Consider the following 26,679-nt stretch of genomic DNA (forward strand, 5'->3'; position numbering starts at 1 on the left):
GTTTCGGGCCAGTTGGCGGCTCGACGGGATAATCGAACGTGATCGGGCAAAGGTTAGAGGTCAGGCAGGGGCAGGGGCTGGTCATCACGCCCCAGCTGCAGCAGGCGATCAAGCTGCTGCAACTGTCCAACCTCGAGCTTGAGGACTTCGTCGAGGCCGAGCTGGAGCGCAATCCGCTGCTGCAACGCGACGAGCCGGAAGGCGAGACGCCCGAGCCGGTCGAGCGGGTCGAGGCGACGGCGGACGGCGAGATGTCGTTCGGCGACGGGGTGGGGCATGAGTCCGTCGCCTCGATGGACGCGGGCTCGGACGATGTCTACGGCGACGCGGCGCCGGGCGAGCGCACCAGCGACCGGATGACCGACGAGGCCCAACCGGGCCTGTCGGACTGGTCCAGCGCCGGCAAGGGCGGTCAGATGTTCGAGGGCGACGGCGAACGGCCGGACGCGCACGAGCTCACCCTGTGGGAACATCTTCAGGCCCAAGCCTCCTCGGCCGGGTTTTCGGTCGCCGACCACGGCGTCGCCATGACCCTGATCGATGCGACGGACGAAGGCGGCTATCTGCGCGGCGAGCTGAGCGAGTTCGCAGACCGGCTGGGCGTGTCGCTGGAGCGGATCGAGGCGGTTCTGGCCGTCTGCCACGGGTTCGAACCGACCGGCGTCATGGCGCGCTCGGTGCCGGAATGCCTGAAGCTGCAGCTGATCGAGCGCAATCGGTTCGACCCCGCGATGGCGGCCCTGCTGGACAATCTGGACCTGCTGGCCAGGCGCGACCTTGCGGGGCTGAAGAAGGTCTGCGACGTCGATGGCGAGGACCTGACGGACATGATCGCCGAGCTGAAGGCGCTGACGCCGCGCCCCGGCGCCGGCTTTGGCGGCGAACCGGCCCAGACGGTGGTGCCCGATGTGCATGTGCGGCCTGATCCGGCCGGCGGCTGGCGGGTCGAGCTGAACGCCGACACCCTTCCGCGCCTCTTGGTGGACAAGCGCTATCACGGCCTGGTCCAGGCGGGCGCGAGGTCCGATACGGAAAAGACCTTCGTCGCTGACTGCGCCGCCCAGGCCAACTGGCTGGTCAAGTCGCTGGACCAGCGGGCCAAGACCATTCTGAAGGTGTCGTCCGAAATCGTGCGCCAGCAGGACGCCTTCCTGGCCTTCGGCGTGGAGTTCCTGCGGCCGCTGAACCTGAAGACGGTGGCGGACGCCATCGGCATGCACGAATCGACGGTCAGCCGCGTCACCTCGAACAAATATGTCTCGACCCCGCGTGGGGTGTTCGAGCTGAAATTCTTCTTTACCGCCGCCATCCAGTCGGTGGACGGCGCCTCGACCCACTCGGCCGAAGCCGTCCGGCATCGGATAAAGACGATGATCGATGACGAAGGCCTGGGCGGCGACGTTTTGTCCGACGACCGCATCGTCGAAATCCTGAAGGAGACGGGCATCGACATCGCCCGCCGCACGGTCGCCAAGTATCGGGAAGCCTTGAGGATTCCATCCTCCGTCGAACGCCGCAGGATGCTGAAGACCGCCTGAAGTCGGACGGGCAAGCGTGACCACAAAACGGTGATCCCGATTGACACCAAATGCGGTCGGGAGCGTTCTATCCGCATGCAAGTCCAAGTCAGCGGCAAGCAAGTGGATGTCGGCGAAGCGTTAGGCTCGCGCATCTCCCAGGAACTCGAAGACGGGGTCGGAAAATACTTCGCCCGAGGCGGTGAAGACGCCGAAGTCGTGGTGTCCAAGGACGGCCACAACTTCAAGGTGGACTGTTGGGTCCGCCTCGCGTCGGGCCAGACCCTGGTGACGACCGGCATGGGCGGCGACGCCCATTCCGCCTTCACCGAGGCGCTGGATCGGCTCGAAAAGCGGGTTCGTCGCTACAAGCGTCGGCTCAAGGATCACCACATCGGACCCAAGGGTCTGTCGCCCGAGAAGACCGAGAACGCCGCCCGCGAAGTCGCACGCAGCATCGTGCTGCGCGATCCCGACAGCGTGGAGGACGACGTCTTCGGCGACACGGGCGAGAACGACGGCCCGCCGCCGGTGGGCATGGTCATCGCCGAGACCGAGCACGAAATCCGCACCATCACGGTCGGCCGCGCGGTGCTGGAGCTGGACATGACGGGCTATCCGGTCGTGCTGTTCCGCAATGCGGCGCACGGCGGACTGTCGGTCGTCTATCGGCGCCCGGACGGAAACGTGGGCTGGATCGACCCTGAACGGACCGCCGGAGCCAACGGCGCGGCCAAGGCCAACGGCGCCGTCAACTAACGGCTTAGTTTGACTTCGGCGCGGGACCCTCTAAAGGGGCGCCCGCGCCGGGTCGTCTGCGTGTATTGAGGTTGTCTTGATGGACATCGGTGATTTGCTCGCGCCCAAGGGCATCGTGCTGCGCGGCGGAGCCTCCTCGAAACGACAGGCCCTTCATGCGCTCGCAGAGGCCGCGTCGAACGTTCTTAACATTGAAGAGAGCCGGATCTTCGACGCCCTGATGGAGCGCGAGGCCCTGGGATCGACGGGACTGGGGTCGGGCATCGCCGTCCCTCACGCCCGCTTGAGCGAGATCGACCGCGTCGTCGCGGTGTTCGTGCGTCTGGATGCGCCGGTGGCCTATGAGGCGGTGGACGACCGTCCGGTCGACCTGCTGTTCGGCCTGTTCGCCCCGCCTGCGGCCGGGGCAGAACATCTGAGGGCGCTGGCGGCGGTGTCGCGCGCCCTGCGCTCGCCCGAACTGCGCGAGCAACTGCGCCAGGCGCGTACCCCCGATGCGATCAGAGCGCTGTTCGTGACGGACAAGACGCCCGCCACGGCCGCCTGACAGGCGGCCGTCCGCCGCCCGTCAGTGAACCGAAACCGGCTCCAGCTCGTGCGCCACGGCGGCGGCGAAGGCGGTATCGCGGTCCAGCATGACCGCCAGACGTTCGCCGTCGGCGCTGTGGACGGCGTAAAGGGACTGGCTGGGGTCGATGCTCACATCCTTGATTTCGACCGCCTCTTCCAGCAGGTCCGAGGCCTTGATCTCGCGCACATAGACGAGGTCGGGCGCGCCCAGTCCTGCAAAATCTTCCTTGGTCATCGTCATCGGCGTCATTAGGACCGCCTCCTTCATTTTGACAACGCCCGGATCGCCGGGCGGTTCGAACGGCTATGCTTTTCAGCCGACCGTGATGGGAATTCGCCGCACCTGGCGCTCGGCCTCGGGACGGATCAGATCGACGTGCAGCAGGCCGTGTTCCAGCCGGGCGCCCCGGACCTCCAGCCCGTCGGCGAGGACGAAGCTGCGCACGAAGCCGCGTGCGGCGATGCCGCGGTGCAGGAAGGCCTGTTCGCCCTTGCCCGCGTCGTCCCGTTTGCCCCCGATGGTAAGCTGGCGCCCCTCAAGGGTGATGGCCAACTCGTCCGGCGCGAACCCGGCCACCGCCAGGCTGATGCGCACGCCGGCGTCGCCGATCTGTTCGACATTGTAGGGCGGATAGCTCTCGGCCGCGGCCTTGGCGGCGCGGTCGATCAGGGCGCGGGTGTGGTCGAACCCCAGCAGGAAGGGGCTGTCGAACAGGATGGTGCGCGTCGTCGTCATCTGGGTCCTCGAATAAAGCGACCGAGCGGCCGGTCCCCCGCAATCGGCAAGACCTTCCGTCACAGATGAAGATGGGGGCGGACGGGGGCGGGATCAACCGCCCCCACCTGTGGGGTCAGTGGATGGCCTCGCCGTGCTGGGTATAGTCCAGCCCCTCGACCTCTTCGTCCCTGGTCACGCGCAGGCCGGTGGTGAACTTGCAGATCATCAGGACGACGAAGGTGCCGGCCGCGCTCCAGACGATGACACCGCCCAGGCCGACGGCCTGTTTCCACACGGTGGCGCCGTCCGACAGGGCGTTGACGGTCGTGGTGGCGAAGACGCCGGTCAACAGGGCGCCGACGATGCCGCCGACGCCGTGCACGCCGAAGGCGTCCAGGGTGTCGTCGTATTTCAATGCCCGCTTCAGCCAGACCGCGCCCGCATAGCAGGCCGGGCCGGCGATCAGGCCGATGAAGAAGGCGCCCTTGGGATCGACGAAGCCGGCGGCGGGGGTGATGGCGACCAGGCCGCCGACGACGCCGGACAACAGGCCCAGCAGGGTCGGGCGCTTGCGGTCGAACCATTCGATGGTCATCCAGCCGAGCGCCGCAGCGCCCGCGGCCAGGATGGTGTTGAAGGCGGCCGTGGCGGCCAAAGCATCCGCCGCGCCCGCTGACCCGGCGTTGAAGCCCAGCCAGCCGACCAGCAGCAGGCCGGTGCCGATGGCGCTGTAGACCAGGTTGGCGGGGGCCATATTGTCGCGCCCGAAACCGTGACGCGGCCCCAGCACCAGGGCGCAGACCAGGCCGGCGACGCCCGCATTGACGTGGACCACCGCCCCGCCCGCGAAGTCGAGCACGCCCAACCCGCCCAGATAGCCGCCGCCCCAGACCTGATGACAGATCGGCGCATAGACGATCAGGTGCCACAGGGCGAAGAACAACAGGCTGGCCGAGAACTTCATCCGCTCGGCGAAGGCGCCGGCGATCAGGGCCGGGGTGATGATGGCGAAGGTCATCTGGAAGCTGACGAACAGCAGCTCGGGCAGGCCGGGCAGCAGGCTGTGGGCGGTCTGAGCCGTCACCCCGTTCAGGAAGGCCGCCTGGACCCCGCCTATGAAGCCGTTGATCGCATCCGGTCCCTTGCCGAACGACAAGCTGTAACCGACCAGGAACCACAGCACCGAAACGATGGCGAAGGCGGCCGCCGACTGGGCGATGACGCTGATGATGTTCTTCTTGCGCACCATGCCGCCGTAGAACAGCGCCAGGCCCGGCAGGGTCATCAGCAGCACCAGCGCCGTCGAGGTCAGGATCCACGCCGTCGCAGCATTGTCGATCACCAGCGGCGCCTGGTGCGCCAGCAGGGCGGGCGCGGCGAGAACGGGAGACGCCAGCGACGCCGCCCCGGCGACAAGTGTGGCGGCGAGGGCGGCGTGTCGGGTCATGGATTCGTCTCGGGGAGGAGAGGAAGAAAACGAGGTCAGGCGGAAGTCTTAAGCCGTTCCGACCGGGTGACAATGTCCGTCAGCGGAACGATGCGCACGAACCTTTGCAGCGTGTTGTCCCAGTCGCCCAGCAGGCGTCGGGCCAGCGGGGATGCGGTCGCCGCCAGATGCGACTCGACCAGGCCGCGCAGCCGTTCGGCCGCCGCTGCGTCGATGTCGGACACGCCCGCCAGGTCGCCGTTCAGGGCCCGCTCTGCAAAGCCCGGCTGGTCCAGCACGAACAACTCGCCGCCGCTCATGCCCGCCGCCAGGTTCCAGCCGACCGAGCCCAGCACGACCACCCGACCGCCGGTCATATATTCGCAGCCGTGCGCGCCCAGGCCCTCGACCACGGCCTCGGCGCCCGAGTTGCGCACCGCGAACCGCTCGCCCGCCGCGCCGGCCACGAACAGCCGGCCGGAGGTGGCGCCATACAGGGTGGTGTTGCCGCAGATCAGCTGATCCTCGCGCCATTCGGGCGTCCTGACCGAGATCTCGGCGCCCGAAAGGCCCTTGCCGACATAGTCGTTGGCCTCGCCCGTCAGGTGCAGTTCCAGACCCTTGGCCGCAAAGGCGCCGAAGCTCTGGCCGGCGATGCCTTCCAGACGCAGCTTCAGACGACCGGCCGGACCCTGAGGGCCGAAGCGCCGCACGATGGCGGACGAGACGGCGGCGCCGACCGTGCGCTGGGTGTTGTTCAGCGGATAGGACAGTTCCAGCGTCTGGCCGCGATCCAGGAAGCGGACGGCGTCCTGCAGCACTCGCGCGTCCAAGCTGTCGGCGATGGGCTTGCGGGTCGTCTTGTCGGCCCATTTGCCGGCCGCGCCCTCGTCCACCTGAACCAGCAGGGGGTTCAGGTCCAGGTCGTCCAGGTGCGAGCCGCCGCGACGGACCTGACGCAGCAGGTCGGTGCGGCCGATGATCTCGTCCATCGTGCGCGCGCCGATGGAGGCCAGGATCTCGCGGGTCTCCTCGGCGATGAAGGTGAACAGATTGACCACCTTGTCGGGGGTGCCGGTGAACTTTTCGCGCAGCCGGTCGTCCTGGGAGCAGACGCCGACGGGGCAGGTGTTGGAATGGCACTGGCGCACCATCAGACAGCCCATGGCGATCAGGGCGGCGGTGCCGACGCCGTATTCTTCCGCGCCCAGCATGGCGGCGATGACGACGTCACGGCCGGTACGGACCCCGCCGTCGGTGCGCAGCGTCACCGTGCCGCGCAGATTGTTCAGCGTCAGCACCTGATGGGCCTCGGCCAAGCCGATCTCCCACGGCAGGCCGGCGTGTTTGATCGAGGTCTGGGGCGAGGCGCCGGTGCCGCCGTTGTGGCCGGCGATCAGGATGGCGTCGGCATTGGCCTTGGCCACGCCCGAGGCGATGGCGCCGATGCCCGAGGCGGACACCAGTTTCACCGTCACCCGCGCATCGGGGTTGATGGCCTTCAGATCATAGATCAGCTGGGCCAGGTCCTCGATCGAATAGATGTCGTGGTGCGGCGGCGGGGAAATCAGGGTGGTGCCGGGCACGGCGTGGCGCATCCGGGCGATGAACTCGGTGACCTTGAAGCCGGGCAGCTGGCCGCCCTCGCCGGGCTTGGCGCCTTGGGCCACCTTGATCTCGATCTCGCGGCACTGGTTCAGATATTCGGCGGTGACGCCGAACCGGCCCGAGGCCACCTGTTTTACCACCGAGTTGGCGTCGTCGCCGTTCGGACGCGGGTGATAGCGTTCGGGATCCTCGCCGCCCTCGCCCGAAACCGAGCGGGCGCCGATGCGGTTCATGGCGATGTTCAGGGTCTCATGCGCCTCGGGACCAAGCGCGCCCAGGGACATGGCCTGGGTCAGGAAGCGGCGGCGGATGTCCGACACGCTCTCGACCTGATCCAGCGGAATGGCGACGCCTTCGCGGAAGTCCAAGAGGTCGCGCAAGGACAGGTCGGCCTGGGCGCGGACGACCTCGGAGAACTGCTTGAAGCGGCGATAGTCGCCCCGGTTGCAGGCGTCCTGCAGCAGGTGGATGGTCTTGGCCTCGTGGGCATGGGCCTCGCCGCCCGAGCGGATCTTGAAGAAGCCGCCGATGGCGGGGGAGGGCAGGGCCTCGCCCCAGGCCACCTTGTGACGCTTCATCGCCGCCTGCTCCAGACCGGCCAGGCCGATGCCCGAGATGCGCGACGGTGCGCCGGGGAAGAACTCGGCTGTCAGAGCGCGCGACAGGCCCAGCACCTCGAACTCGCAGCCGCCGCGATAGGCGGAGATGACGCTGATCCCCTTGCGGGCCAGGGTCTTCAGCAGGCCCGCCTCGATGCCGGCCTTGTAGTTCAGACAGGCGTCGCGCAGCGTCAGGCCGGGATACAGGCCGCGGTCCAGACGCTCCTGGAACAGGTCCTGCGCCAGCCAGGCGTTGACGGTGGTGGCGCCCACCCCGACCAGGACCGCGAACCCGTGCGGATCCAGCGTCTCGGCGGTGCGCACGACGATGGAGCAATAGGAGCGCAGGCCCGCCTTGGTCAGGCGGCCGTGAACCCCGGCCGTGGCCAGGATCATCGGCGCGGCCAGGCGATCCACTGCCCCTGCCTGATCCGTCAGCACGATGAGGGCCGCGCCGTCGCGGGCGGCGGCCTCGGCCTCGTCCATGATCCGGTCTAGCGCCGCGCGCAGGCCGGCCCCAGGACGGGCGTCTTGTGACGGGGTGTCATAGCTGCAGTCGATGACCACGGTCGAACCGGCCCCGACCGTCTCGACCATCCGCTCGTACATGCCGTTGGTCAGGACCGGGCTGTCCAGCACGAAGACGTCGGTCTGGGCCTCTTCCTCGGCCAGGATATTGCCCAGGTTCTTGAACCGGGTCTTCAGGCTCATCGCGCCCGCTTCGCGCAGCGGGTCGATGGGCGGGTTGGTGACCTGCGAAAAGTTCTGGCGGAAATAGTGGCTCAGGGGGCGGGGCAGGGCCGACAGGACGGCGGGCGGGGCGTCATCGCCCATCGAGCCCACCGCCTCCTTGCCGTCGCGCACCAGGGCGTCCAGCAGCAGGTCCAGGTCCTCGCGGCTGTATCCGGCGGCGATCTGACGCCGGGTCAGGGCCTCGCCCGAGGCCGAGCGGGGTTCCGGTCCGGGGCCGATGATCGGCTCCAGATCGACCATATTGTCCAGCCACTCGGTATAGGGGTGGGCGGCGGACAGGGCGTCGATGGCCTCTTGCTCGTCGTACAGACGGCCGTGCTTCATATCGACGGCGATCAGCTTGCCGGGGCCGATGTGCAGGCGGCGCTTCACCCGGCTTTCGGGGATCGGCACCAGCCCGGCTTCGGAGCCAGCCATCAGCAGGCCATCGACGGTCTCGACCGCGCGCAGGGGGCGCAGGCCGTTGCGGTCCTTGCCCGCCACGATCCAGCGACCGTCGGCGGCGCAGATTGCGGCCGGGCCGTCCCACGGCTCCATGACGGCGTTGCAATAGGCGTAGAAGGCCCGGTGCTCGGGGGGCATGACCACGTCGTCCTTGGCCCAGGCCTCGGGGATCAGCAGGGCCTTGGCCATGGGGGCGGGGCGACCGGCGTGGACCAGCACCTCCATGACATTGTCCAGGGCGGCGCTGTCGGACCCGCCCGGCTGGACCACCGGCTTCACCTCGCGGTCGCGGTCGCCGAAGGCCTGGGCGGCCATGCGGATCTCGTGCGACTTCATCCAGTTGAGGTTGCCCTTCAGCGTGTTGATCTCGCCGTTGTGGGCCATCATCCGGAAGGGCTGGGCCAGCTTCCATTCAGGGAAGGTGTTGGTCGAATAGCGCTGGTGGAAGACGGCGTAGGCCGAGACGAAGCGCGGATCCTCCAGGTCGGGATACAGGTTCCCCAACAGTTCGGCCCGCACCATCCCCTTGTAGGCGATGGAGCGCGCGGACAGGGTGCAGATGTAGACGGCGGCCAGGTTCTCGGTCTTGACCGTCTTCTCGATGCGGCGGCGGCAAAGGTACAGTTCGCGCTCCAGCGCCTCGCCGTTCAGAGGTTCGCCTGCGTCGTCCAGCGGCGGGGCCAGCATGATCTGTTCGATCTCGGGCCGGGTCGCCCCGGCCTTGGTCCCCACGACCGACAGGTCTATGGGCGTCTGGCGCCAGCCATAGATCCAGAAGCCGGCGCGCAGGGCCTCGGTCTCGACGATGGCGCGGGCGCGGTCTTGGGCGCCCAGGTCGGTGCGCGGCAGGAAGACCTGGCCGACGCAGATCGGGCCGGGCCGCAGGGACTGGCCGATGGAGGCCACCTGGTCGGCGAAGAAGCCCTGGGGCAGTTCGGCCATGATGCCGGCCCCGTCGCCCGACAGGCCGTCAGGATCGACCGCGCCCCGGTGGGCGACGGCCTTCAGGCTGCGGATCGCATATTCGACCACGTCGCGGCGCGGCGTGCCGTCGATGGAACAGATCAGGCCCACGCCGCAGGCGTCGCGCTCGGAGGCGCGATCATAGGCGTGGCCGGCTTCCAGGCGGTCGCGGGTCTCTTCGTACTTGTTCAGCCAATCGGTCATGCCGCGACCTCCTCGGTGCGGGTCTTGAAGTAGCGGTCGATCTCGGCGGCGGCGTCCTGGCCTTCGCGGACGGCCCAGACGACCAGGGAGGCGCCGCGCACCGCGTCGCCGGCGGCGAACACGCCGGGCAGGCTGGTGGCGAAGCTGATGGAGCCGACCTTGATGGTGCCGTCGTCGCGCAGGCGCAGATCGGGCTCATGCGCCGCGAACGGCTCGGGCGAGAAGCCCAGGGCCTCGATGACGATGTCGGCCGGAATGTCGAAGTCGGCGCCGGGAACGGGCACGATGTCGCGACGCTGACCGGGGGCGGCTTCGGTCAGCTGCATGCGCGCGGCGCGGACGCCGGTGACCTTGTCGCCCTGAGACAGCAGGGCCTTCGGCGCGCCCAGCCATTCGAAGACGACGCCTTCTTCCTCGGCGTTGACGACCTCGCGGGCCGAGCCGGGCATGTTCTCGCGGTCGCGACGATACAGGCAGGTGACCGAGGCCGCGCCCTGGCGCACGGCGGTGCGGACGCAGTCCATGGCGGTGTCGCCGCCGCCGATCACAACCACCCGCTTGCCGCGCGCCTCGTGCCAGCCGTCTTCCTCGGCGTCGCCCAGGTCGCGACGGTTCTGGTGCGTCAGATAGGACAGGGCCGCGACGGTCGAATCCGGACCCCGGCCCGGCGCCGACAGGATGCGGGGTTGATAGACGCCCATGGCCAGCAGGACGACGTCGTGGCGGTCGCGCAGCTCGGTCAGGGTCACGTCCTTGCCGACCTCGCAGTCAAGCGCGAACTGGACGCCGCCGTCGGTCAGACGATCCACGCGGCGCTGGACGACGTGCTTGTCCAGCTTGAAGCCGGGGATGCCGTAGATCAGCAGGCCGCCGGCCCGGTCGTGACGGTCATAGACGGTGACCTGATAGCCTTCGCTGCGCAGACGGTCGGCGGCGGCCATGCCGGCCGGGCCCGCGCCGACGATGCCGACGGTCTCGCCGCGTTCTGCCGCCGGACGGATCGGTTCGACCCAGCCGTTGGCGAAGGCCTGGTCGCCCAGCCAGGCCTCGACCGAGCCGATGGTGACGGCGTCCCAGCCGGACTGGTTCAAGGTGCATGAGCCCTCGCACAGCCGGTCCTGCGGGCAGATGCGGCCGCAGATTTCGGGCATGGTCGAGGTCAGGGCCGCGACGCGCCAGGCCTCGCGCGGCTCGTTTTCGGCCGACAGGCGCAGCCAGTCGGGGATGTTGTTCTGAAGCGGGCAAGCGTTCTGGCAGAAGGGCACGCCGCAGTCGGTGCAGCGCGACGCCTGTTTCTCGGCCGTCTCTGTGGACGGCGGAATCGTGATCTCGCCGAAACCGCGCGCGCGCAGTTCGGCTGTGGCCTTGGGCAGGCGGCGCGGTTCGACGACGAAAGTTCCGCCTTGCTTCAGAATCTTATGCATGGGGCGCATATGCCGCAAAATGGCGGAGTTGCGCAATTACCGTTTGTGTGAACGGTTCTTACCTAGGCAAGAACGCAAAAATAATCCAAGTCTCATGCCGTCGCAATAATTTCATTGCTGGCAATGCTGCGATATTTGCGCAAGCATTTAGTTCCAGGGTGCGACAATTAGGAACCGACGGTGTTTCGGAGCGTTGCTGTTCTCTCACAGCAGCCAAAGGGGGCCTACATGCCACGATGGACAACTCCAGCCGGTCTAGGAGGATGGCTGACGCTCCTCCTGGGCATTCTGCTCGCCTTAATTGGTCTCGTTTTGACTATTGGTGGTGTTCAGCTCGTGACCCTCGGGGGTTCTTGGTACTATCTGATCGCCGGCCTGGCCCTGCTCGCCGCCGGGGTCTTCCTCATCTTTCGCGATGTCAGAGGCGCCTGGATCTACACTGGAGCCTTTGTCTTCACCCTGCTGTGGGCGTTGTGGGAAAAGGGACTGAACGGTTGGGCCCTGGTGCCGCGTCTGGTCGGCCCCCTAGTGCTGATGTTCCTCGTCATCGCGACGCTTCCCGTGCTGAAGAAGCGCGGCGGCGGCAAGCTGGCTGGCGGCGGCGCGCTCGGCCTTGCGGTCCTGACCGTCGTCTTCGGCCTCGTCGTGGCTCAAGCCAACAAGGCTCAGGTGCTCAGTCCGGTGCCCGACGCGCGAGGCGGCTACAACGACCCCGCCCTGCTGAAGACCGGCGCCGACTGGCCCGCCTGGGGCGGCACCGACAGCGCCCAGCGCTATTCACCGCTCACCCAGATCAACAAGGACAATGTCGGCGGACTTGAACGGGCCTGGACCTTCCGCACCGGCGACCTGCCGGGCGAACGCTGGGGCGCCGAGACGACGCCGCTGAAGATCGGCGGCACGGTCTATCTCTGCTCAGCGCGCAACAAGATGTTCGCGCTGGACGCGGCAACCGGCCAGCAGAAGTGGACCTATGATCCCCAGGTCGCCGACGACCAGATCCCCTACACCGCCGCCTGCCGGGGCGTGACCTATCACGCGCGCGCCAACGCCGACCCCGCCCAACCCTGCGCCGTCAAGATCATCGAAGGCACGCTGGACGGCCGGATCATCGCCGTGGACGCCCGGACGGGCCGCCCCTGCCCGGCCTTTGGCCAGAACGGTGCGGTCAGTATCAAGCAGGGCATGGGCGACCCCTATCCCGGCATGGTGTCGATCACCTCGGCCCCGGTCATTGTGCGCGGTGTGATCGTCACCGGACACCAGGTGTTGGACGGCCAGAAGCGCTGGAACGCCTCCGGCGTGATCCAGGGGTTCGATGTCGAGACCGGCGAACTGCGGTTCGCCTGGGACATGATGCGTCCCGACCGGAACGGCCTGCCGCCCGAAGGGGAGACCTATACGCCGGGTACGCCGAACATGTGGACGACGGCCACAGCGGACGAGGCCCTGGGCCTGGTCTATCTGCCGATGGGCAACTCGGCCGCCGACTACTGGTCCAGCTCGCGCCGCCCGCTGGAAAAGCAGTATTCGACCTCCCTGGTTGCGCTGGACGTGACCACAGGCAAGCCACGCTGGCACTATCAGACCGTCCATAACGACGTCTGGGACTTCGACCACGGCTCGCAGGCGACCCTGATCGACTTCCCCACGGCGGGCGGGGTCGTGCCGGCCCTGCTGCTGCCGACCAAACAGGGCGACATGTATGTGTTCAATCGCGCCACCGGCCAGTTGCTGCATGGCGTCGAGGAGCGTCGCGTTCCCACCACCGGCGGAACCGAGCAGGGCCAGCGTTCGCCGACCCAGCCGTTCTCGCTGTTCGCCACCCTGCGCAAGCCGAACCTGGTCGAGGCGGACATGTGGGGCATGTCGCCGATCGATCAGATGATGTGCCGCATCAACTTCAAGAAGGCGAACTATCAGGGCTACTACACCCCGCCCTCGACCAACCACTACATCAACTATCCGGGCTATAATGGCGGTTCGGACTGGGGCGGCGTGGCGGTCGATCCGGCGCGCGGCGTGATCGTCGCCAACTATAACGACATGCCCAACTACAACCGGCTGGTGCCGCGCGCCGAGGCGAACGAGAAGGGCTGGTTCCCGCGCGACGACCCCCGCTACATCCAGCAACAGAAGGAAGCGGCCGAACGCGGCGGCAGCCTGTCCAAGGGCGAAGGCGCCGGCGATCCGCAAATCGGCGTGCCCTACGCCATCGACGTGAACGCCGGCTGGCGGGTGAAGTGGACCGGTCTGCTGTGCAAGGAGCCTCCGTACGGCGGCATCACCGCCATCGACATGCGCTCGGGCAAGACCCTGTGGGACCGTCCGTTCGGCACGGCGCGCAAGAATGGCCCGTGGGGCATCGCCTCGCATCTGCCGCTGGAGATCGGCACGCCGAACAACGGCGGGTCGGTGGTCACGGCGGGCGGGCTGATCTTCATCGCTGCGGCGACCGACGACCTGATCCGCGCCATCGACATCGATACCGGCAAGACCGTCTGGTCCGACGTCCTGCCTGCGGGCGGCCAGGCCAACCCTATGATCTATGAGCAGAACGGCCGCCAGTATCTGGTGATCGTCGCCGCCGGCCATCACTTCATGGAGACGCCGGAGGGCGATTACGTGATCGCCTATGCTCTGCCGCAACGTGGCTGAGGTGACGCACTAATCTCCCTCCCCCTGCGGGGGAGGGAGGTCGCGTGAGCGACCGGGTGGGGGCGGCTCGGAAACGAGCCGCCTCTTTTCGTTCAGGAATGCATTGCTGGGCCGCCCCCACCCGGCTTCGCCTGCGGCTCAGCCACCCTCCCCGGACGGGGAGGGAGAAAGGTCAGGGCCTGATCTGGCCTTGGCCGCGCACGACGTATTTGTAGGTGGTCAGCTGCTCCGCGCCGACGGGGCCGCGGGCGTGCAGGCGGTTGGTGGAGATGCCGATTTCGCCGCCGAAGCCGAACTCGCCGCCGTCGGCGAACTGGGTCGAGGCGTTGATCAGGACGATGGCGCTGTCCACCCTGGCGGCGAAACGTTCGGCGGCGGCCGTGTCGGTGGTGACGATGGCCTCGGTGTGGCCCGATCCGTAGCGGGCGATGTGGTCGGTGGCGGCGTCCAGATCGTCCACGATCCGCACCGCCAGGATGGGGGCCAAGTATTCGGTGGTCCAGTCGGCCTCCGTCGCCGGGATCATGGCGGGGACCAGGGCGCAGGCGTCGGCGTCGCCGCGCAGTTCGCAGCCGGCGGCGATCAGGTCGGCGGCGACGGGCGGCAGCAGGCGCTGGGCGGCCTCGCGGTCCACCAGCAGGGTCTCGGTCGCGCCGCACACCGAGACGCGCCGCATCTTGGCGTTCAGGACGATGGCGCGGGCGGCGTCCACATCGGCGGCGTGGTGCAGATAGGTGTGGTTCAAGCCTTCCAGATGGCTGAGCACCGCCGTGCGGGCCTCGGCCTGAACACGGGCGACCAGGCTCTTGCCGCCGCGCGGAATTATCACGTCGATGGCGCCGTCCAGGCCGGTCAGCATCAGCCCCACGGCCTCGCGGTCGGGGGTGTCGACCAACTGCACCGCGTCGGCGGGCAGGCCAGCCTCGGCTAAAGCCTCGGCGATCAGGGCGGCGATGGCCAGCGACGATTGCAGGCAGTCCGAGCCGCAGCGCAGGATGGCCGCATTGCCCGAGCGGATGCACAGGGCGGCGGCGTCGGCGGTGACGTTGGGGCGGCTCTCGTAGATCACGCCCAGCACGCCGATGGGGGTGCGGACGCGGGCGATATCCAGGCCGTTGGCGGGGGTCCAGCGTTCGGTCTCGACGCCGAGGGGGTCGGGCACTGTGGCGATGGTCGCCACGGCTTGGGCCATGCCGGCGACGCGGGCGGGGGTCAGCGACAGCCGGTCGATCAGGGCCTCGGTCATGCCATTGGCGCGGGCGGCGTCCACGTCGCGGGCGTTGGCGGCCAACAGGGCGGGTTCGGCCGCCGCCAGCTTTGCGGACAGGATTTCCAGCGCGCGGGTGCGGGCGTCGGCGGGGGCTTCGCGCAAGGCGACTGCGGCGGCGCGGGCGCGCTGGCCCATCTCCAGCATTTGGGGGTCCAGCATTCGGGTCTTCAGATCGGTCATCGGTCGTCCAGCACCATGTCGTCGCGGTGGATCAGCACCGAGGCCCCGCGATAGCCCAGCAGGGTCTCGATCTCGTCGGAACGGCGGCCGCGAATGCGCGCGGCCTCGTCGGCGGCGTAGGCGGCGAGCCCCACACCAACCGAGCGGCCGTCCGGGTCGATCAGGCGCACGCAGTCGCCCTTCTCGAAGCCGCCGGACACGCCCGTCACCCCGGCGGGCAGCAGGCTCTTGCCGGCCTTCAGCGCCGTGACGGCGCCGGCGTCCAGCATCAGGGTTCCGGCCGGCGACAGGCTGCCGGCGATCCACTGCTTGTAGGCGGCCATGGGGCCGTCGGGCGCGGCGATCAGGGTCGCGCGGGCGCCGTCGCGAACAGCGGCCAGCGGGGACAGGGTCTGGCCCGAGGCGATGATGGTGGCGCATCCGGCCGAACGCGCGATCTGGGCCGCCGCCAGCTTGGTCGCCATGCCGCCGGTTCCCACGCCCGCCTCGGCGTTGGCGCCCCCGCCCATCGCCAGGATGTCGGGGCTAAGGGTCTCGATCAGGGGCAGGTGGGCGGCGCTGGGGTCACGGCGCGGGTCGGCGGTGTAGAGGCCGTCCACGTCCGACAGCAAGATCAGCAGGTCCGCCCGCGCCAGCTGGGCCGTGCGCGCCGCCAGCCGGTCGTTGTCGCCGTAACGGATTTCCTCGGTGGCGACCGTGTCGTTCTCGTTGACGATGGGGATGACGCCGTGGGCCAGCAGGGCGTCGACCGTGGCGCGGGCGTTCAGCCAACGGCGGCGGCGTTCGGTGTCGTCTCGGGTGAGCAGCACCTGACCGGCGATCAGGCCGTGCGGAGCCAGGGCCTCGGACCATGCGGCCATCAGCAGGGACTGACCGACCGAGGCGGCCGCCTGCTTGTCCTCCAGCCGCGCGCCCAGGCCGGGAAGACGCCCGCGCCCCAGGGCGATGGAGCCGGACGAGACGACGATGACCTCGCGGCCCTCGGCCTTCAGCGTGGCCAGATCGGAGGCGACGGCGGCCAGCCAGTCGTGCGTCGGCTGACGCGTTGCGGCGTCGATCAGCAGGGACGAACCGATCTTGACTACGACGCGCCGCGCGGCCGCCAGGGCCGACGCAGCGTCAGCTCCAGGGCTTGGGCTCGGGGGGAGGGCGACGGCCTGGGACATGACGGTTTCTCTAACGCGAGTATTCGGGCTTGTCTCTTGCCGCATCGCACCGCAATGCAGGCGAATGATGGAATCTCTTTTCCCTGCCTCCGGCGGCCTGGCCCCCATCGCGGCGGGCGGCCTCGGCAGTCTGGCGGCGGGCATGATGACGGCGGTCGGCGCCGCGCCGCTGCTGTTCATCAAGAGGCCGGGGGTTCAGACCCAGAGTGCGCTGCTGGGCTTCGCCGCCGGGGTCATGCTGGCGGCGTCCTTCTTCTCGCTGATCATTCCCGGCGTGGACGTGTTGCAGGCGGGCGGGGCCAGCCAGGCGGCGGCGGCCGGGGTCATGGGGACGGCGGTGCTGATCGGGGCGACGGTGATCGGGCTGATGAACCGGTTCGCGCCGGTGGACATGCTGGCCATCGGGCCGGCGGGATCGCGCGACCTGTCGCGGCGCATCTGGCTGTTCATCATCGCCATCACCCTGCACAACTTCCCCGAAGGCGCGGCCGTGGGCGTCAGCTTCGGCGGCGGCGACATGCATCAGGGCCTGTCCACCGCCATCGGCATCGGCATCCAGAACATGCCCGAGGGGCTGGCCGTGTCGGCGGCGATGGCCACCCTGGGCTATGGGCGCGGCCCGGCCTTCCTGGCGGCCCTGGCCTCGGGTCTGGTCGAGCCGGTCGGGGGCCTGATCGGGGCCAGCGTGGTCGATGTGCTGCCCGGCGCCCTGCCGTGGGGCCTGGGCCTGGCGGCCGGGGCCATGATCTATGTCGTCACCGCCGAGATCATTCCCGAGACCCGCGAAAAGTCCAAGGGCGAAGGGTCGATGATCGGCCTGATGATCGGTCTGGTGGGGATGATGTTCCTGGACATCGCCCTGGGTTGATCTCTGGGCTGACGTCGGCTCGCGAAACGCGGCGTGATCGGTTGCGGCGCAGTTACATCATTTACATGGAAGACGGGGGTTGAAGCCGTCGTGCGCGAGAGGCTAGGCCTGCGCTCTCGCTGCTCGATGTGTCCCCCGGAAGGAGCGCCAGCTTAAATGACGCGACCTCTCAAGCCTGCGGCTTCCCGTAGAAATTTCTTGTCTGGCCTAGGGCTTTTGGCCCTGATGGGCGCCGGAGTCTTCCCCATGCCTGCTTCCGCTGAAACCGCCCGCACCGTCGCGCGTCACCGTCAGAAGATCGAAGATCTGATCGCGGCCATGACGGTCGAGGAGAAGGCGGGGCAGCTGAACCTGCTGGCCGATCCGTTCCGCTGGATGCCCACGGCGGTGAACCCGCTGGACGGCACGGGGGACCCCGCGCGCGTCACCGCCCTGATCCGCGAAGGCAAGGTCGGCAGCCTGTTCAACGGCATCGGCGCCGAGACGGGCCGCCGCATCCAGCAGGTGGCGATGGAGGAAAGCCGGCTGAAGATCCCGCTGCTGTTTGCGGCGGACGTGATCCACGGCCTGTCCACCATCTTCCCCGTGCCTCTGGCCGAGGCGGCGGCCTTCGACACCGAACTGGCGCGACGCACGGCGCGGGCCGCAGCGGTCGAGACGGCGGCGTCGGCGGTGCACCAGACCTATGCGCCTATGGTGGACGTCGCCCGCGACCAACGCTGGGGCCGCAATGTCGAGGGCGCCGGCGAGGATGTGCTGCTGAACAACCTGCTGGCCGCCGCCCGCGTGCGTGGCTTCCAGGGCGACAAGGGGCTGGATGACCGCGACGCCGTCCTGGCCACCGCCAAACACATGGCCGGCTATTCCGCAGCCATCGGCGGGGTCGAGTACAACACGACCGACATGAGCGAACAGACGCTGCGGGGCGTGTTCCTGCCGCCGTTCAAGGCGGCGGTGGACGCCGGCGCCCTGTCGATCATGAGCGCCTTCAACGACGTCAACGGCGTGCCGGCCTCGGGCAGCCGCAAGCTGCTGACCGACATCCTGCGCGGCGAATGGGGCTTCGAGGGCTTCGTCGTCTCCGACTACACCTCCGAGCAGGAACTGGTGGCCCACGGCTTCGCCGAGGACGGCCGCGACGCCGCCCGGCTGGCGTTCAACGCCGGGGTCGATGTGTCGATGGTGTCGGGCCTGTATCTGGAGCATCTGCCCAGCCTGGTGGCCTCGGGCGAGGTGTCCATGGCCCGGCTGGACGAGGCGGTGCGTCGCCTGTTGACCACCAAGGCGGCCCTGGGCCTGTTCGACGATCCCTATCGCGGGACCGACCCGGTGCGTGAAAAGGCCGTAGTCGGGTCGCGCGAACACATCGATCTGTCGCGCGAGGCGGGCCGCAAGTCGGTCGTGCTGCTGAAGAACGACAACGGCCTGCTGCCGCTGAACAAGAGCCAGAAGATCGCCCTGATCGGCCCGTTCGCCGACGACGTGGACAATGTCTGGGGACCGTGGACCATCTGGGGCGCGCCCGAGCGTCGCGTCTCGCTGGAGGCCGGTTTCCGTGCGGCCATGAGCGATCCTCAGCGCCTGACCATCGCGCGCGGTTCGGGCGTCGAAACGCCGCTGGCCGGCGGGATCGACCAGGCCATCGCGGCCGCCCGCGACGCCGACGTCATCGTCCTGGCCATCGGCGAGGCGACCAACATGTCGGGCGAGGCCCAGTCGCGCACCGAGATCGTCGTGCCTGCGCCGCAAATGGCGCTGGTCGACGCCATGACGGCCCTGGGCAAGCCCATCGTCATCCTGCTGCGCAACGGACGGGCCCTGGCGCTGGAAGGCAATGTCAAAAACGCCCAGGCCATCGTCGTGACCTGGTTCCTGGGCGAACAGATGGGCCATGCCGTCGCCGACGTCCTGTTCGGCGATCACGGCCCGTCGGCGCGCTTACCCGTCAGCTTCCCGCACAAGTCGGGCCAGCAGCCCTATTCCTACGACCGCAAGACGACCGGCCGCCCGGCCAATCCCGATCTGGCGACCGAGGAATACAAGTCCCGCTATCGCGACACGACCAACACGGCGCTTTATCCGTTCGGCTATGGCCTGACCTATGGATCGATCACCTATGGGCCGATTGAGATGGAAAGCGACCAGCTCCAGTGGGCCGGCGCGCTGGACATCGCCGTGACCGTCACCAACACCGGACAGCGGCCGGCCGAGGAACTGGTGCAGCTCTACATCCACGACCGGGTCGCCAGCCTGACCCAGCCGGGACGGCTGCTGAAGGACTTCAAGCGGGTGTCGTTGCGTCCGGGCCAGAGCGAGAAGGTGACCTTCACCCTGAACCCGCGTCAGCTGGGCTTCATCGGGGCGGACGAGACCTGGCGCATCGAGCCGGGCCTGTTCGACGTGTGGCTGGCGCCGCACGCCCAGGGCGGGGCGACGGCGACTTTCCAGCTGATCGGACCGGCTTCCATCACCGATGGTCGTTGACCCAGGCGACTGCAGGGCTTAACGACGCCGCCGTTTGCGTCCGGCCGCCTTTCGGGCCGGATTCGTGTGTAGGAGCGCGCCCATGACGACGAAGATTCTTCCGGGCGCCACGGGCGTCCTCGCGCTCGCCGACGGCACGGTCCTGCAGGGGATCGGCGTCGGCGCCGTCGGTTCGGCCCTGGGCGAGGTGGTCTTCAACACCGCCATGACCGGCTATCAGGAAATCCTGACCGACCCGTCCTACATGAGCCAGATCCTGGCCTTCACCTTCCCGCACGTCGGCAACACCGGCACCAACGTCGAAGACATCGAACAGATGGGCGGGGGGGCCGACACCTCGGCGCGGGGCGCCATCTTCCGCGATGTGCCGACCGATCCCGCCAACTATCGGTCCGACGCCAGCTTCGACGACTGGATGAAGCGGCGCGGCGTGGTGGGTCTGGCCGGGGTGGACACCCGCGCCCTGACCAAGATCATCCGCGACAAGGGCGCGCCTCACGCGGTCATCGCCCATGATCCGAACGGCGAATTCGATCTGGACGCTCTGGTCGCCCAGGCGCGCGAATGGACCGGCCTGGTGGGTCTGGATCTGGCCAAGCCCGCCTCGACGCTGCAGGCGTTCGAATGGGACGAGGGCCTGTGGGAATGGCCGGAAGGTCACCCGAAGTCTCAAGGCCGCAAGGACGTGGTGGTCATCGACTATGGGGTGAAGCGCAACATCCTGCGCGCCCTGGCCTCGACCGGCGCCCGGATCACCGTGGTGCCGGCGACGACGACGGCGGAAGAGGTTCTGGCACGCAATCCCGATGGCGTCGTGCTGTCGAACGGTCCGGGCGATCCGGCCGCGACCGGCGAATACGCCGTGCCGGAAATCCAGAAACTGGTCGCCAGCGGCAGGCCCCTGATGGGCATCTGCCTTGGTCACCAGATGCTGGCCCTGGCCCTGGGCGCCAGGACGGTGAAGATGGAACAGGGCCACCACGGCGCCAATCATCCGGTCAAGGACCTGACCACCGGCAAGGTCGAGATCGTCTCGATGAACCACGGCTTCACCGTCGATCGCGACAGCCTGCCCGACGCCGTGACCGAAACCCACGTCAGCCTGTTCGACGGCACCAACTGCGGCATCGCGGTCAAGGATAAGCCGATCTTCAGCGTCCAGCACCACCCCGAGGCCTCGCCCGGCCCGGCCGACAGCCTGTATCTGTTTGATCGGTTCGCCGATCTGATGGGCCCGCAGGAGGCCTGATCATCACCCGGTCGCGCTACCTTCGTTGGCTGGGCGGCGCGATGGCTCCCGTTCGTGCGGCCCAGGCGGCCGGCGGACAGGACATGGTTCTGGGGTATGCCACGGGCTACGGCGTTGCGCATGTGGAGGCCTTCGTCCGTTCGCTGCGGTCCGTTTACCAGGGGCCGGCCGCCCTGTTCGTCAGCGACGATGCGGCCCTGGCGGCCTTTCTGGCCGCCCATGACGTCGAGGCCGTGGTGGTGGCTGAGGACACGCAATGGGCGCCCCAGCCGGTGGTGTCGCGCTTCGCCGCCTACGCCGCCTTCATCGCGCAACGTCCCGACCTGCGTCACGTCCTGCTGACCGATGTCCGCGACGTCGTCTTCCAGGCGCCGCCGTTCGATCCGGCGCCCCGCACGCTGGAGGTCTTCGTCGAATATGAGCGCGGGCGGATGGCGGATCATCGGTTCCAGATGAAACACCTGCGCGCCCTGGCCGGGGATGCGATGGCCCAGGCCTTGTCGGACCGCCCCTGCATCTGCGCCGGCACCATCGTGGGGCCGGCCGACGAAATCGCGCGCCTGTGCCGACTGATCGTCACCCTGGGCGCGATTCCCCGCTCGGCGATCGGCGCGGGCTTTGGGGTGGATCAGGCGTCGCTCGCCTTTGCGGTCGGCTATGGACTGATCGAGGCCGATGTTCAGGACAACTATCGCCGTGTCGCCACCATCGGCATGTCCGACGAAGGGGTGCGGGTGAAGGACGGCGTGATCCTGAACCCCGACGCCGGCATCAGCCCGATCGTGCACCAGTACGACCGCATCCCCGCCCTGGTCGATGCGATGCGGGCGCGGTGGAGCCAGGCGCTGCCGGACCGGGTCCAGGCCGGGCCGGGCGCCGGCGCGCGCTGGCGACGCAAGATGGCGGCCTCCATCGGTCGTCGGTTGCCCGACCTTCGCTGATCAGGCGTCCCGGCCGGCCCGGCTGTGCCAGGCCCAGGCGCTGGCGACGATGGCGTCCAGGTCCGACGATGTCGGCTTGAAATTCAGGTCTCGACGCGCAAGTGCGGCGTCGGCGACCAGATGCGGCGGATCGCCCGCCCTGCGCGCCCCGACGACCTCGGGCAAAGGCAGGCCGGCGTGGCGCGTCACGGCCTCCAGCACCTGGCGCACCGAATGGCCGCGACCGGCGCCGAGGTTGTAGGCGGAGAAGCCTTCACGCCCCTGAAGGAGGCGGTCCAGGGCGGCGAGGTGGCCCTGCGCCAGATCGGACACGTGGACATAGTCCCGCACCGCAGTCCCGTCCGGCGTGTCGTAGTCGGCGCCGTGGACGGCGAAATCGTCGATCTGTCCTAACAGCCTCATCATCGCGCGCGGGATCAGATGGGTCTCCAGCGGACGGTCCTCGCCGATCAGACCGCCGGCGGATGCGCCGCTGGCGTTGAAATAGCGCAGGGCGACGGCCCGCAGGCTGTGGGCGACGGCGGCGTCGGCCAGAATCTGCTCGCACATCAGCTTGGACCGGCCATAGGGGGTGACGGGCGCCGGCGGCAGGGCCTCGCTGATCGCCGCCCCTCCCGGATCACCATAGACGGCGCAGGTGCTGGAAAAGACGATCTTGTCCACGCTTGCGGCCCGCATGCCGTCGACCAGGCCGATCAGGCCGGAGACATTGTTGCGGTAATAGGCGAGGGGCGACGTCACCGATTCCGGCACTACCGACGAGGCGGCGAAATGCATGACGGCTATCGCCTGATGGGCGTTCAGTGTCGCGCGGACCTGCTCGGCGTCGGCCACGTCGCCCTCGACCAGAGGCCCCCAGCGGACGAAGGCCGACCGCCCGGTGGACAGGTTGTCCAGAACGACAGGCCGATAGCCTGCCGCAGCTAGGGCCTCGCATACGTGGCTGCCGACATAGCCCGCGCCCCCCGTCACCAGGATCGCCTTGGAGGATGTGGAGGTCGCAGCGACATCGGCCATGTCGCCTTCATCGGTCGCCAACCGCGCCGGAGGCAAGCCGGAAATCGGCCTGCGCCGATTTAACGCCGAGCGGCGCGCCCGGTAGGCTCAGGCCAGGGGGCACAGGCAGGGGGCTTAGGGCAGCGGGGCGAAGCTGCGTTGCTCGCGCAGGGCGCTGGCCTTTCTAACCGCCATGGGGGCGGCGTGGAGCCAGTAGTGGGCGTCTTCGAGCCGATGCTCGCGACGACGTTCCTGCCCACGCATCCGGCGAAGGGCGGCGTTTTCCAACAGGCGCGCATGAAGGGCGCGAGGCGACATTTCGACGATGGCGGGGGAGCCGGGGACGGCGACGGCGTCGGGGCCTTGGGGCTCCACCGCCGGACGGGCGATGGCGATGAACATTTAGTGTCTCGGTTCAGGAGGAAGAGGCGCTTCTGCGCCGAGGTAACGGTGGGTTAACCACAGTCCCTGTGGATAGTTCCTGAGTGCGTCCGAAAAAAGTCCATGAATCGAAAGGCTTACTGCCCGGTTCCGAACAAAATGGTTAATGAACTCTTAATCCGAGCCCGGAGCGAAAATCGCTGCTGCTGAGATTTAGACCTCGGAGTCTCTAAAAAGGGCGTAGTGGATTTTCTGAACGGCCTTGCTGAAACGTGCCGCCTTTACCGCTTCGGCTTCCAGCCGTCCTTCCCAGTAGCGCTCGCGACGGTGACTGATTTCGCCACCATCAATCACGATTTCATCGAAAACGATTCCCCAGTTCTGAAGGACTTCCATATCCGCGTGCGCCATACGGTTTCGAACTGTGCGGCTTGCATCGTAGCGGTCGAGGATTGCAGTTCCGAAAGACTGAAAGCGATGGAGTGGGCCCGGCGCGGCTAGAACCTTTCGAAGGTACTTCACTCTAGCTGAGCTGCTGAAGGGCGGTTTTTCAGCAATGTCTCTGTATTCGGCCTCGCTCGAACATCGGATCACCAAATCGGTCAGCTTTTGCTCGACGTGGCTGTAGCTCCACAGGATCGAAGAATGAGGGCATGAGCAAGCTCATGGTCGCGAACCCATGGATTAATAATTGCACGCCATTTGTCGGGGACGAGCTTTGGATGAGAGCTAGACATAAAGGGACGCTAGCCCCGAAATGAGCAGCTATCTACCAATGATATCGGAAATCGCCGGTGGCAGTCCCTAGGGGAGTCGAACCCCTCTTTTCAGGTTGAAAACCTGACGTCCTAACCGATAGACGAAGGGACCGCGGCCGGGGCGGCGCATTTGCCCCGGTTCGGCCCCTGCTGCAAGCGAAAAGTTACGCCGCTTCGGCCTTCGCCGGGACGACGGCGTCCAAGGCGGGGAAGAGGTCGGCGATCAGGTCCTCGACATGCTCCAGACCCACCGACAGGCGCACCAGGCCGTCGCCGATGCCGGCGGTGGCGCGTTGCTCCGGGGTCATGGCGGCGTGGGTCATGGTGGCGGGGTGGGCGATCAGGCTTTCGACGCCGCCCAGGGATTCCGCCAGGGTGAAGATCTCCAGCGCCTCGACCAGATCGCGCACGGCGTCCGTGCCGCCTTCCAGCTCGAAGCTGAGCATGGCGCCGGGGCCGGCCTGCTGGGCGGCGACCAGGGCGTGGTTGGGGTGGGACTTCAGGCCGGGATAGTGGACGACCTTCACAGCCGGGTGGGCGTCCAGCAGTTCGGCGATCCGGCCGGCGGTGGCTTGCTGACGCTCGATGCGGGCGAACAGGGTCCGGACCCCGCGTAGGGTCAGATAGGCGTCGAACGGCGAACCGGTCACGCCGGTGCAGTTGGCCCACCAGGCCAGGGTTTGATGATCCTCGGCGTCGGCCGAGATGACGGCGCCGCCGACCACGTCCGAATGGCCGTTGATGAACTTGGTCGTCGAGTGAACGACGAAGTCGGCGCCCAGCTTGATCGGGTTCTGCAGCGCGGGCGACAGGAAGGTGTTGTCGCAGACGACCTTGGCCCCCGCCGCATGGGCGCGGGCGCAGATGTCGGCGACATCGACCAGTCGCAGCAGGGGGTTGGACGGCGTCTCGACCAGGACCAGTTTGGGCTTCAACGCCAGGGCGGCCTCGAAGGCGACGGTATCGCCCTGATCGACCAGCAGCAGGTCGAAATGGCCCTTCCTGGCGCGGGCGTTCAGCAGGCGACAGGTGCCGCCATAACAGTCATGCGGGGCGATCAGCAGGTCGCCCGGCTCCAGCAGGGCCAGGGGCAGGTCGACGGCGGCCATGCCGGTGGCGGTGATGACGCAGCCGGCGCCGTTTTCCAGTTCGGCCAAAGTCTCGGCCAGGACGTCGCGGGTCGGGTTGCCCGACCGGCTGTAGTCATATTTCCGCTTCTGCTCGAAACCGGCGAAGGAATAGTTGGACGACAGATACAGGGGCGGCATGACCGCGCCGTGGGCCGTGTCCGTATCCACGCCCGTGCGGGCGGCGATGGTGTGCGGGTCGGCGGGGCGGCTGGCAGTCATGCTTTGATGTCCTTGAAGGCGGCGCGGAGGATGTCGCCGACGAAGGCGTCCTCCTTCAGAAAGGCGTCGTGGCCATAGAGAGAGGGCGCTTCGACGAAGCGCCACAGGGTCGGCAACCGCGCGGCCAGCTCGCGGATGTCGTCGATCGGCACCAGCCGGTCGGAGGTGAAGCCGATCAGGGTGGCGGGGGTGGAGATGGCCTCGGGCGTCACGCTGTGGCGGTCCAAGGAATCGGACATCGACAGCCAGCGGGCCGGGGTGGTGTGGGTCCGGTACGCCTGGCCCCTCGCCGTCAGATAGTCGCAGACGGGATAGGCGCCGCCGACGGCGCTGGGCGCGGTGGTCTCGAACCGGTCGTGGAACTCTTCGGCCGTGCGATAGGTGGTCATGGCCAGCTCGCGGGCCAGGGCGACGCCTTCCTCGGGGCGACCGGCGGCGACGGCGAACTGAAGGATGCGGCGCTGGATCCCGCGCCAGGCGGTGGCCTGGGGATGGGCGCGGTGGGCGGCCGAGACGACGATCAGCTGCTCGGCCCAGTCGGGGAACAGTTCGGCGAAGGCCAGGCCGACCATGCCACCGTAGGAGCAGCCGACGAAGGCGGAGACGCGCTCGATCTTCAGATGGGTCAGCACCAGGGCCAGCAGGCGGGCCTGGTCGTGGGTGGTGATGGTGACGGGGGTTTCCAGGAACTCGGCGCCGGGGGCGAAGTCGACGGCCAGGACCTGGAAACGGCTCAGGTCGATGGGGCCGCGCACCGACACGGCGCCCGACCACCATCCCAGGCCGTTGGTCTCGGTGCGGTGGACGAAACGGCCGGCCGAGATGCCGCCGGCGACGACGACGACGGGCGCGCCGATCCGGCCGTGCAGGCGGCCGACGATATTGGGCTGGTTCAGCCGTTCGCCCGAGGTCAGGCGGAAGTCGGCGGGAATGGGCACGATGACGTCGCGGGCGCCGCCGCGTTCACGAGCGAGCGGCTTGGCTGTCGTGGTGCGACAGTCGGGGTCTTCGAGCAGGGAGGTTTCAGCCAGTGTCATCGTCGTTCCGCATCGTTCTCGCTCAGCAAGGCTCGATGCGGTGACAGATCGTGGAGCGTCGTCTCGCCGATGCTCCACTCATCTCTCGCGATCCCGAGGGATCTCGCAGGAGTTGGCACCGTTTCGAGCTGTGAGACCCGATGGTTGCCCCAGCGTCAAAGGGCCTAATCCCTCGGCTGGTCTTGATGAGTGACTTTACGTTGATCAAACAGGCGGTGCCGGTCAAGCGGAAAATTCATGCCATTAGCGCCTTTTGGCTGGCGCGATCGGGTTTGAAATGAGCGAAAATCGACCCGTCGCGAAAAAATCATCCATCACTGCTTGACAGGATTGGGGTGGCCCGATCACCCTAGGCTC

Annotated in this window: 20 protein-coding genes, 1 tRNA gene and 1 riboswitch; of the genes, 9 read left to right on the forward strand and 12 right to left on the reverse strand. The window is 68.1% G+C overall.

Annotated elements, in window-relative coordinates:
* Positions 1 to 38: 38 nt before the first annotated feature.
* From rpoN to ptsN, 3 genes are all read left to right on the forward strand, one after another.
* Positions 39 to 1,538: an RNA polymerase factor sigma-54 gene (gene rpoN / locus ACODSC_RS00300; protein WP_488810721.1), complete on the forward strand. Its 1,500-nt coding sequence runs from the start codon at positions 39 to 41 to the stop codon at positions 1,536 to 1,538.
* Between the two features lie 75 nt (positions 1,539 to 1,613).
* Entirely contained in the window at positions 1,614 to 2,276 is a 663-nt protein-coding gene (gene hpf / locus ACODSC_RS00305; RefSeq protein WP_488810723.1) for a ribosome hibernation-promoting factor, HPF/YfiA family, read from the forward strand.
* Positions 2,277 to 2,355: 79 nt separating this feature from the next.
* The gene (ptsN, locus tag ACODSC_RS00310; protein WP_488812114.1) at positions 2,356 to 2,823 is read left to right on the forward strand and encodes a PTS IIA-like nitrogen regulatory protein PtsN; all 468 of its coding nucleotides are present in this window, start codon (positions 2,356 to 2,358) and stop codon (positions 2,821 to 2,823) included.
* A 21-nt stretch (positions 2,824 to 2,844) separates the two neighbouring features.
* Here the strand turns inward: ptsN and ACODSC_RS00315 are convergent, their stop codons facing one another.
* The 5 genes from ACODSC_RS00315 to ACODSC_RS00335 form a co-directional block, all read right to left on the reverse strand.
* A complete protein-coding gene (locus ACODSC_RS00315) occupies positions 2,845 to 3,096 on the reverse strand; it encodes a DUF1150 family protein (RefSeq protein WP_488810725.1) in 252 nt (83 codons plus the stop codon).
* A 63-nt stretch (positions 3,097 to 3,159) separates the two neighbouring features.
* The gene (locus ACODSC_RS00320; protein ID WP_488810727.1) at positions 3,160 to 3,582 is read right to left on the reverse strand and encodes an Hsp20 family protein; all 423 of its coding nucleotides are present in this window, start codon (positions 3,580 to 3,582) and stop codon (positions 3,160 to 3,162) included.
* Between the two features lie 115 nt (positions 3,583 to 3,697).
* Entirely contained in the window at positions 3,698 to 5,011 is a 1,314-nt protein-coding gene (locus ACODSC_RS00325) for an ammonium transporter (RefSeq protein WP_488810729.1), read from the reverse strand.
* Positions 5,012 to 5,046: 35 nt separating this feature from the next.
* Positions 5,047 to 9,561: a glutamate synthase large subunit gene (gene gltB / locus ACODSC_RS00330; protein ID WP_488810731.1), complete on the reverse strand. Its 4,515-nt coding sequence runs from the start codon at positions 9,559 to 9,561 to the stop codon at positions 5,047 to 5,049.
* On the reverse strand, positions 9,558 to 10,985 hold the full coding sequence (locus ACODSC_RS00335; protein WP_488810733.1) for an NAD(P)-dependent oxidoreductase: 1,428 nt from the start codon (positions 10,983 to 10,985) through the stop codon (positions 9,558 to 9,560). The genes gltB and ACODSC_RS00335 overlap by 4 nt, the downstream gene beginning before the upstream one ends.
* 228 nt (positions 10,986 to 11,213) lie before the next feature.
* On the opposite strand from ACODSC_RS00335, the gene ACODSC_RS00340 reads away from it, so the two are divergent.
* Complete coding sequence (locus tag ACODSC_RS00340) at positions 11,214 to 13,643, forward strand: membrane-bound PQQ-dependent dehydrogenase, glucose/quinate/shikimate family (RefSeq protein ID WP_488810735.1); 2,430 nt, start codon at positions 11,214 to 11,216, stop codon at positions 13,641 to 13,643.
* Positions 13,644 to 13,815: 172 nt separating this feature from the next.
* On the opposite strand, the gene ACODSC_RS00345 is transcribed toward ACODSC_RS00340, so the two are convergent.
* Together ACODSC_RS00345 and proB are read right to left on the reverse strand one after the other, a co-directional pair.
* On the reverse strand, positions 13,816 to 15,093 hold the full coding sequence (locus tag ACODSC_RS00345) for a glutamate-5-semialdehyde dehydrogenase (protein WP_488810737.1): 1,278 nt from the start codon (positions 15,091 to 15,093) through the stop codon (positions 13,816 to 13,818).
* Entirely contained in the window at positions 15,090 to 16,259 is a 1,170-nt protein-coding gene (gene proB / locus ACODSC_RS00350) for a glutamate 5-kinase (RefSeq protein ID WP_488810739.1), read from the reverse strand. The genes ACODSC_RS00345 and proB overlap by 4 nt, the downstream gene beginning before the upstream one ends.
* 67 nt (positions 16,260 to 16,326) lie before the next feature.
* Here proB and ACODSC_RS00355 point away from each other — a divergent pair, with 67 nt between their 5' ends.
* The 4 genes from ACODSC_RS00355 to ACODSC_RS00370 all read left to right on the forward strand — a co-directional run bounded on the left by ACODSC_RS00355 (position 16,327) and on the right by ACODSC_RS00370 (position 21,801).
* Positions 16,327 to 17,127, forward strand: a complete 801-nt coding sequence (locus ACODSC_RS00355) for a ZIP family metal transporter (protein WP_488810741.1) — start codon at positions 16,327 to 16,329, stop codon at positions 17,125 to 17,127.
* Positions 17,128 to 17,373: 246 nt separating this feature from the next.
* Positions 17,374 to 19,611 carry a glycoside hydrolase family 3 N-terminal domain-containing protein gene (locus tag ACODSC_RS00360; protein WP_488810743.1) on the forward strand — a complete coding sequence of 746 codons (2,238 nt, stop codon included), beginning with the start codon at positions 17,374 to 17,376 and terminating at the stop codon, positions 19,609 to 19,611.
* Between the two features lie 82 nt (positions 19,612 to 19,693).
* A complete protein-coding gene (gene carA, locus ACODSC_RS00365) occupies positions 19,694 to 20,860 on the forward strand; it encodes a glutamine-hydrolyzing carbamoyl-phosphate synthase small subunit (RefSeq protein WP_488810744.1) in 1,167 nt (388 codons plus the stop codon).
* Positions 20,861 to 20,901: 41 nt separating this feature from the next.
* Complete coding sequence (locus tag ACODSC_RS00370; protein WP_488810746.1) at positions 20,902 to 21,801, forward strand: hypothetical protein; 900 nt, start codon at positions 20,902 to 20,904, stop codon at positions 21,799 to 21,801.
* Here the strand turns inward: ACODSC_RS00370 and galE are convergent, their stop codons facing one another.
* Complete coding sequence (galE, locus tag ACODSC_RS00375; RefSeq protein ID WP_488810748.1) at positions 21,802 to 22,818, reverse strand: UDP-glucose 4-epimerase GalE; 1,017 nt, start codon at positions 22,816 to 22,818, stop codon at positions 21,802 to 21,804.
* A gap of 114 nt (positions 22,819 to 22,932) precedes the next feature.
* A complete protein-coding gene (locus ACODSC_RS00380) occupies positions 22,933 to 23,199 on the reverse strand; it encodes a hypothetical protein (RefSeq protein WP_488810750.1) in 267 nt (88 codons plus the stop codon).
* 222 nt (positions 23,200 to 23,421) lie between these two features.
* Here ACODSC_RS00380 and ACODSC_RS00385 point away from each other — a divergent pair, with 222 nt between their 5' ends.
* On the forward strand, positions 23,422 to 23,679 hold the full coding sequence (locus ACODSC_RS00385; protein ID WP_488810752.1) for a hypothetical protein: 258 nt from the start codon (positions 23,422 to 23,424) through the stop codon (positions 23,677 to 23,679).
* Between the two features lie 294 nt (positions 23,680 to 23,973).
* On the opposite strand, the gene ACODSC_RS00390 is transcribed toward ACODSC_RS00385, so the two are convergent.
* From ACODSC_RS00390 to metX, 3 genes are all read right to left on the reverse strand, one after another.
* Positions 23,974 to 24,048 (reverse strand) — tRNA-Glu (locus ACODSC_RS00390).
* Between the two features lie 52 nt (positions 24,049 to 24,100).
* Positions 24,101 to 25,285 carry a cystathionine gamma-synthase gene (metB, locus tag ACODSC_RS00395; protein WP_488810754.1) on the reverse strand — a complete coding sequence of 395 codons (1,185 nt, stop codon included), beginning with the start codon at positions 25,283 to 25,285 and terminating at the stop codon, positions 24,101 to 24,103.
* Positions 25,282 to 26,322: a homoserine O-succinyltransferase MetX gene (gene metX / locus ACODSC_RS00400; RefSeq protein ID WP_488810755.1), complete on the reverse strand. Its 1,041-nt coding sequence runs from the start codon at positions 26,320 to 26,322 to the stop codon at positions 25,282 to 25,284. The genes metB and metX overlap by 4 nt, the downstream gene beginning before the upstream one ends.
* Positions 26,323 to 26,397: 75 nt before the next feature.
* Positions 26,398 to 26,514, reverse strand: a riboswitch (SAM riboswitch).
* Positions 26,515 to 26,679 lie beyond the last annotated feature (165 nt).

It is taken from the genome of Brevundimonas sp. FG128, from assembly GCF_057809775.1.

Coding starts and splice junctions, on each gene's coding strand:
- ACODSC_RS00320 (WP_488810727.1), bottom strand. CDS start 3,582: ATGACGACGACGCGCACCATCCTGTTCGACAGCCCCTTCCTGCTGGGG.
- ACODSC_RS00315 (WP_488810725.1), bottom strand. CDS start 3,096: ATGACGCCGATGACGATGACCAAGGAAGATTTTGCAGGACTGGGCGCG.
- galE (WP_488810748.1), bottom strand. CDS start 22,818: ATGGCCGATGTCGCTGCGACCTCCACATCCTCCAAGGCGATCCTGGTG.
- ACODSC_RS00355 (WP_488810741.1), top strand. CDS start 16,327: ATGGAATCTCTTTTCCCTGCCTCCGGCGGCCTGGCCCCCATCGCGGCG.
- metB (WP_488810754.1), bottom strand. CDS start 25,285: ATGACTGCCAGCCGCCCCGCCGACCCGCACACCATCGCCGCCCGCACG.
- ACODSC_RS00335 (WP_488810733.1), bottom strand. CDS start 10,985: ATGCATAAGATTCTGAAGCAAGGCGGAACTTTCGTCGTCGAACCGCGC.
- metX (WP_488810755.1), bottom strand. CDS start 26,322: ATGACACTGGCTGAAACCTCCCTGCTCGAAGACCCCGACTGTCGCACC.
- gltB (WP_488810731.1), bottom strand. CDS start 9,561: ATGACCGATTGGCTGAACAAGTACGAAGAGACCCGCGACCGCCTGGAA.
- ACODSC_RS00370 (WP_488810746.1), top strand. CDS start 20,902: ATGGCTCCCGTTCGTGCGGCCCAGGCGGCCGGCGGACAGGACATGGTT.
- ptsN (WP_488812114.1), top strand. CDS start 2,356: ATGGACATCGGTGATTTGCTCGCGCCCAAGGGCATCGTGCTGCGCGGC.
- hpf (WP_488810723.1), top strand. CDS start 1,614: ATGCAAGTCCAAGTCAGCGGCAAGCAAGTGGATGTCGGCGAAGCGTTA.
- ACODSC_RS00325 (WP_488810729.1), bottom strand. CDS start 5,011: ATGACCCGACACGCCGCCCTCGCCGCCACACTTGTCGCCGGGGCGGCG.
- ACODSC_RS00340 (WP_488810735.1), top strand. CDS start 11,214: ATGCCACGATGGACAACTCCAGCCGGTCTAGGAGGATGGCTGACGCTC.
- ACODSC_RS00345 (WP_488810737.1), bottom strand. CDS start 15,093: ATGACCGATCTGAAGACCCGAATGCTGGACCCCCAAATGCTGGAGATG.
- ACODSC_RS00360 (WP_488810743.1), top strand. CDS start 17,374: ATGCCTGCTTCCGCTGAAACCGCCCGCACCGTCGCGCGTCACCGTCAG.
- proB (WP_488810739.1), bottom strand. CDS start 16,259: ATGTCCCAGGCCGTCGCCCTCCCCCCGAGCCCAAGCCCTGGAGCTGAC.
- ACODSC_RS00380 (WP_488810750.1), bottom strand. CDS start 23,199: ATGTTCATCGCCATCGCCCGTCCGGCGGTGGAGCCCCAAGGCCCCGAC.
- carA (WP_488810744.1), top strand. CDS start 19,694: ATGACGACGAAGATTCTTCCGGGCGCCACGGGCGTCCTCGCGCTCGCC.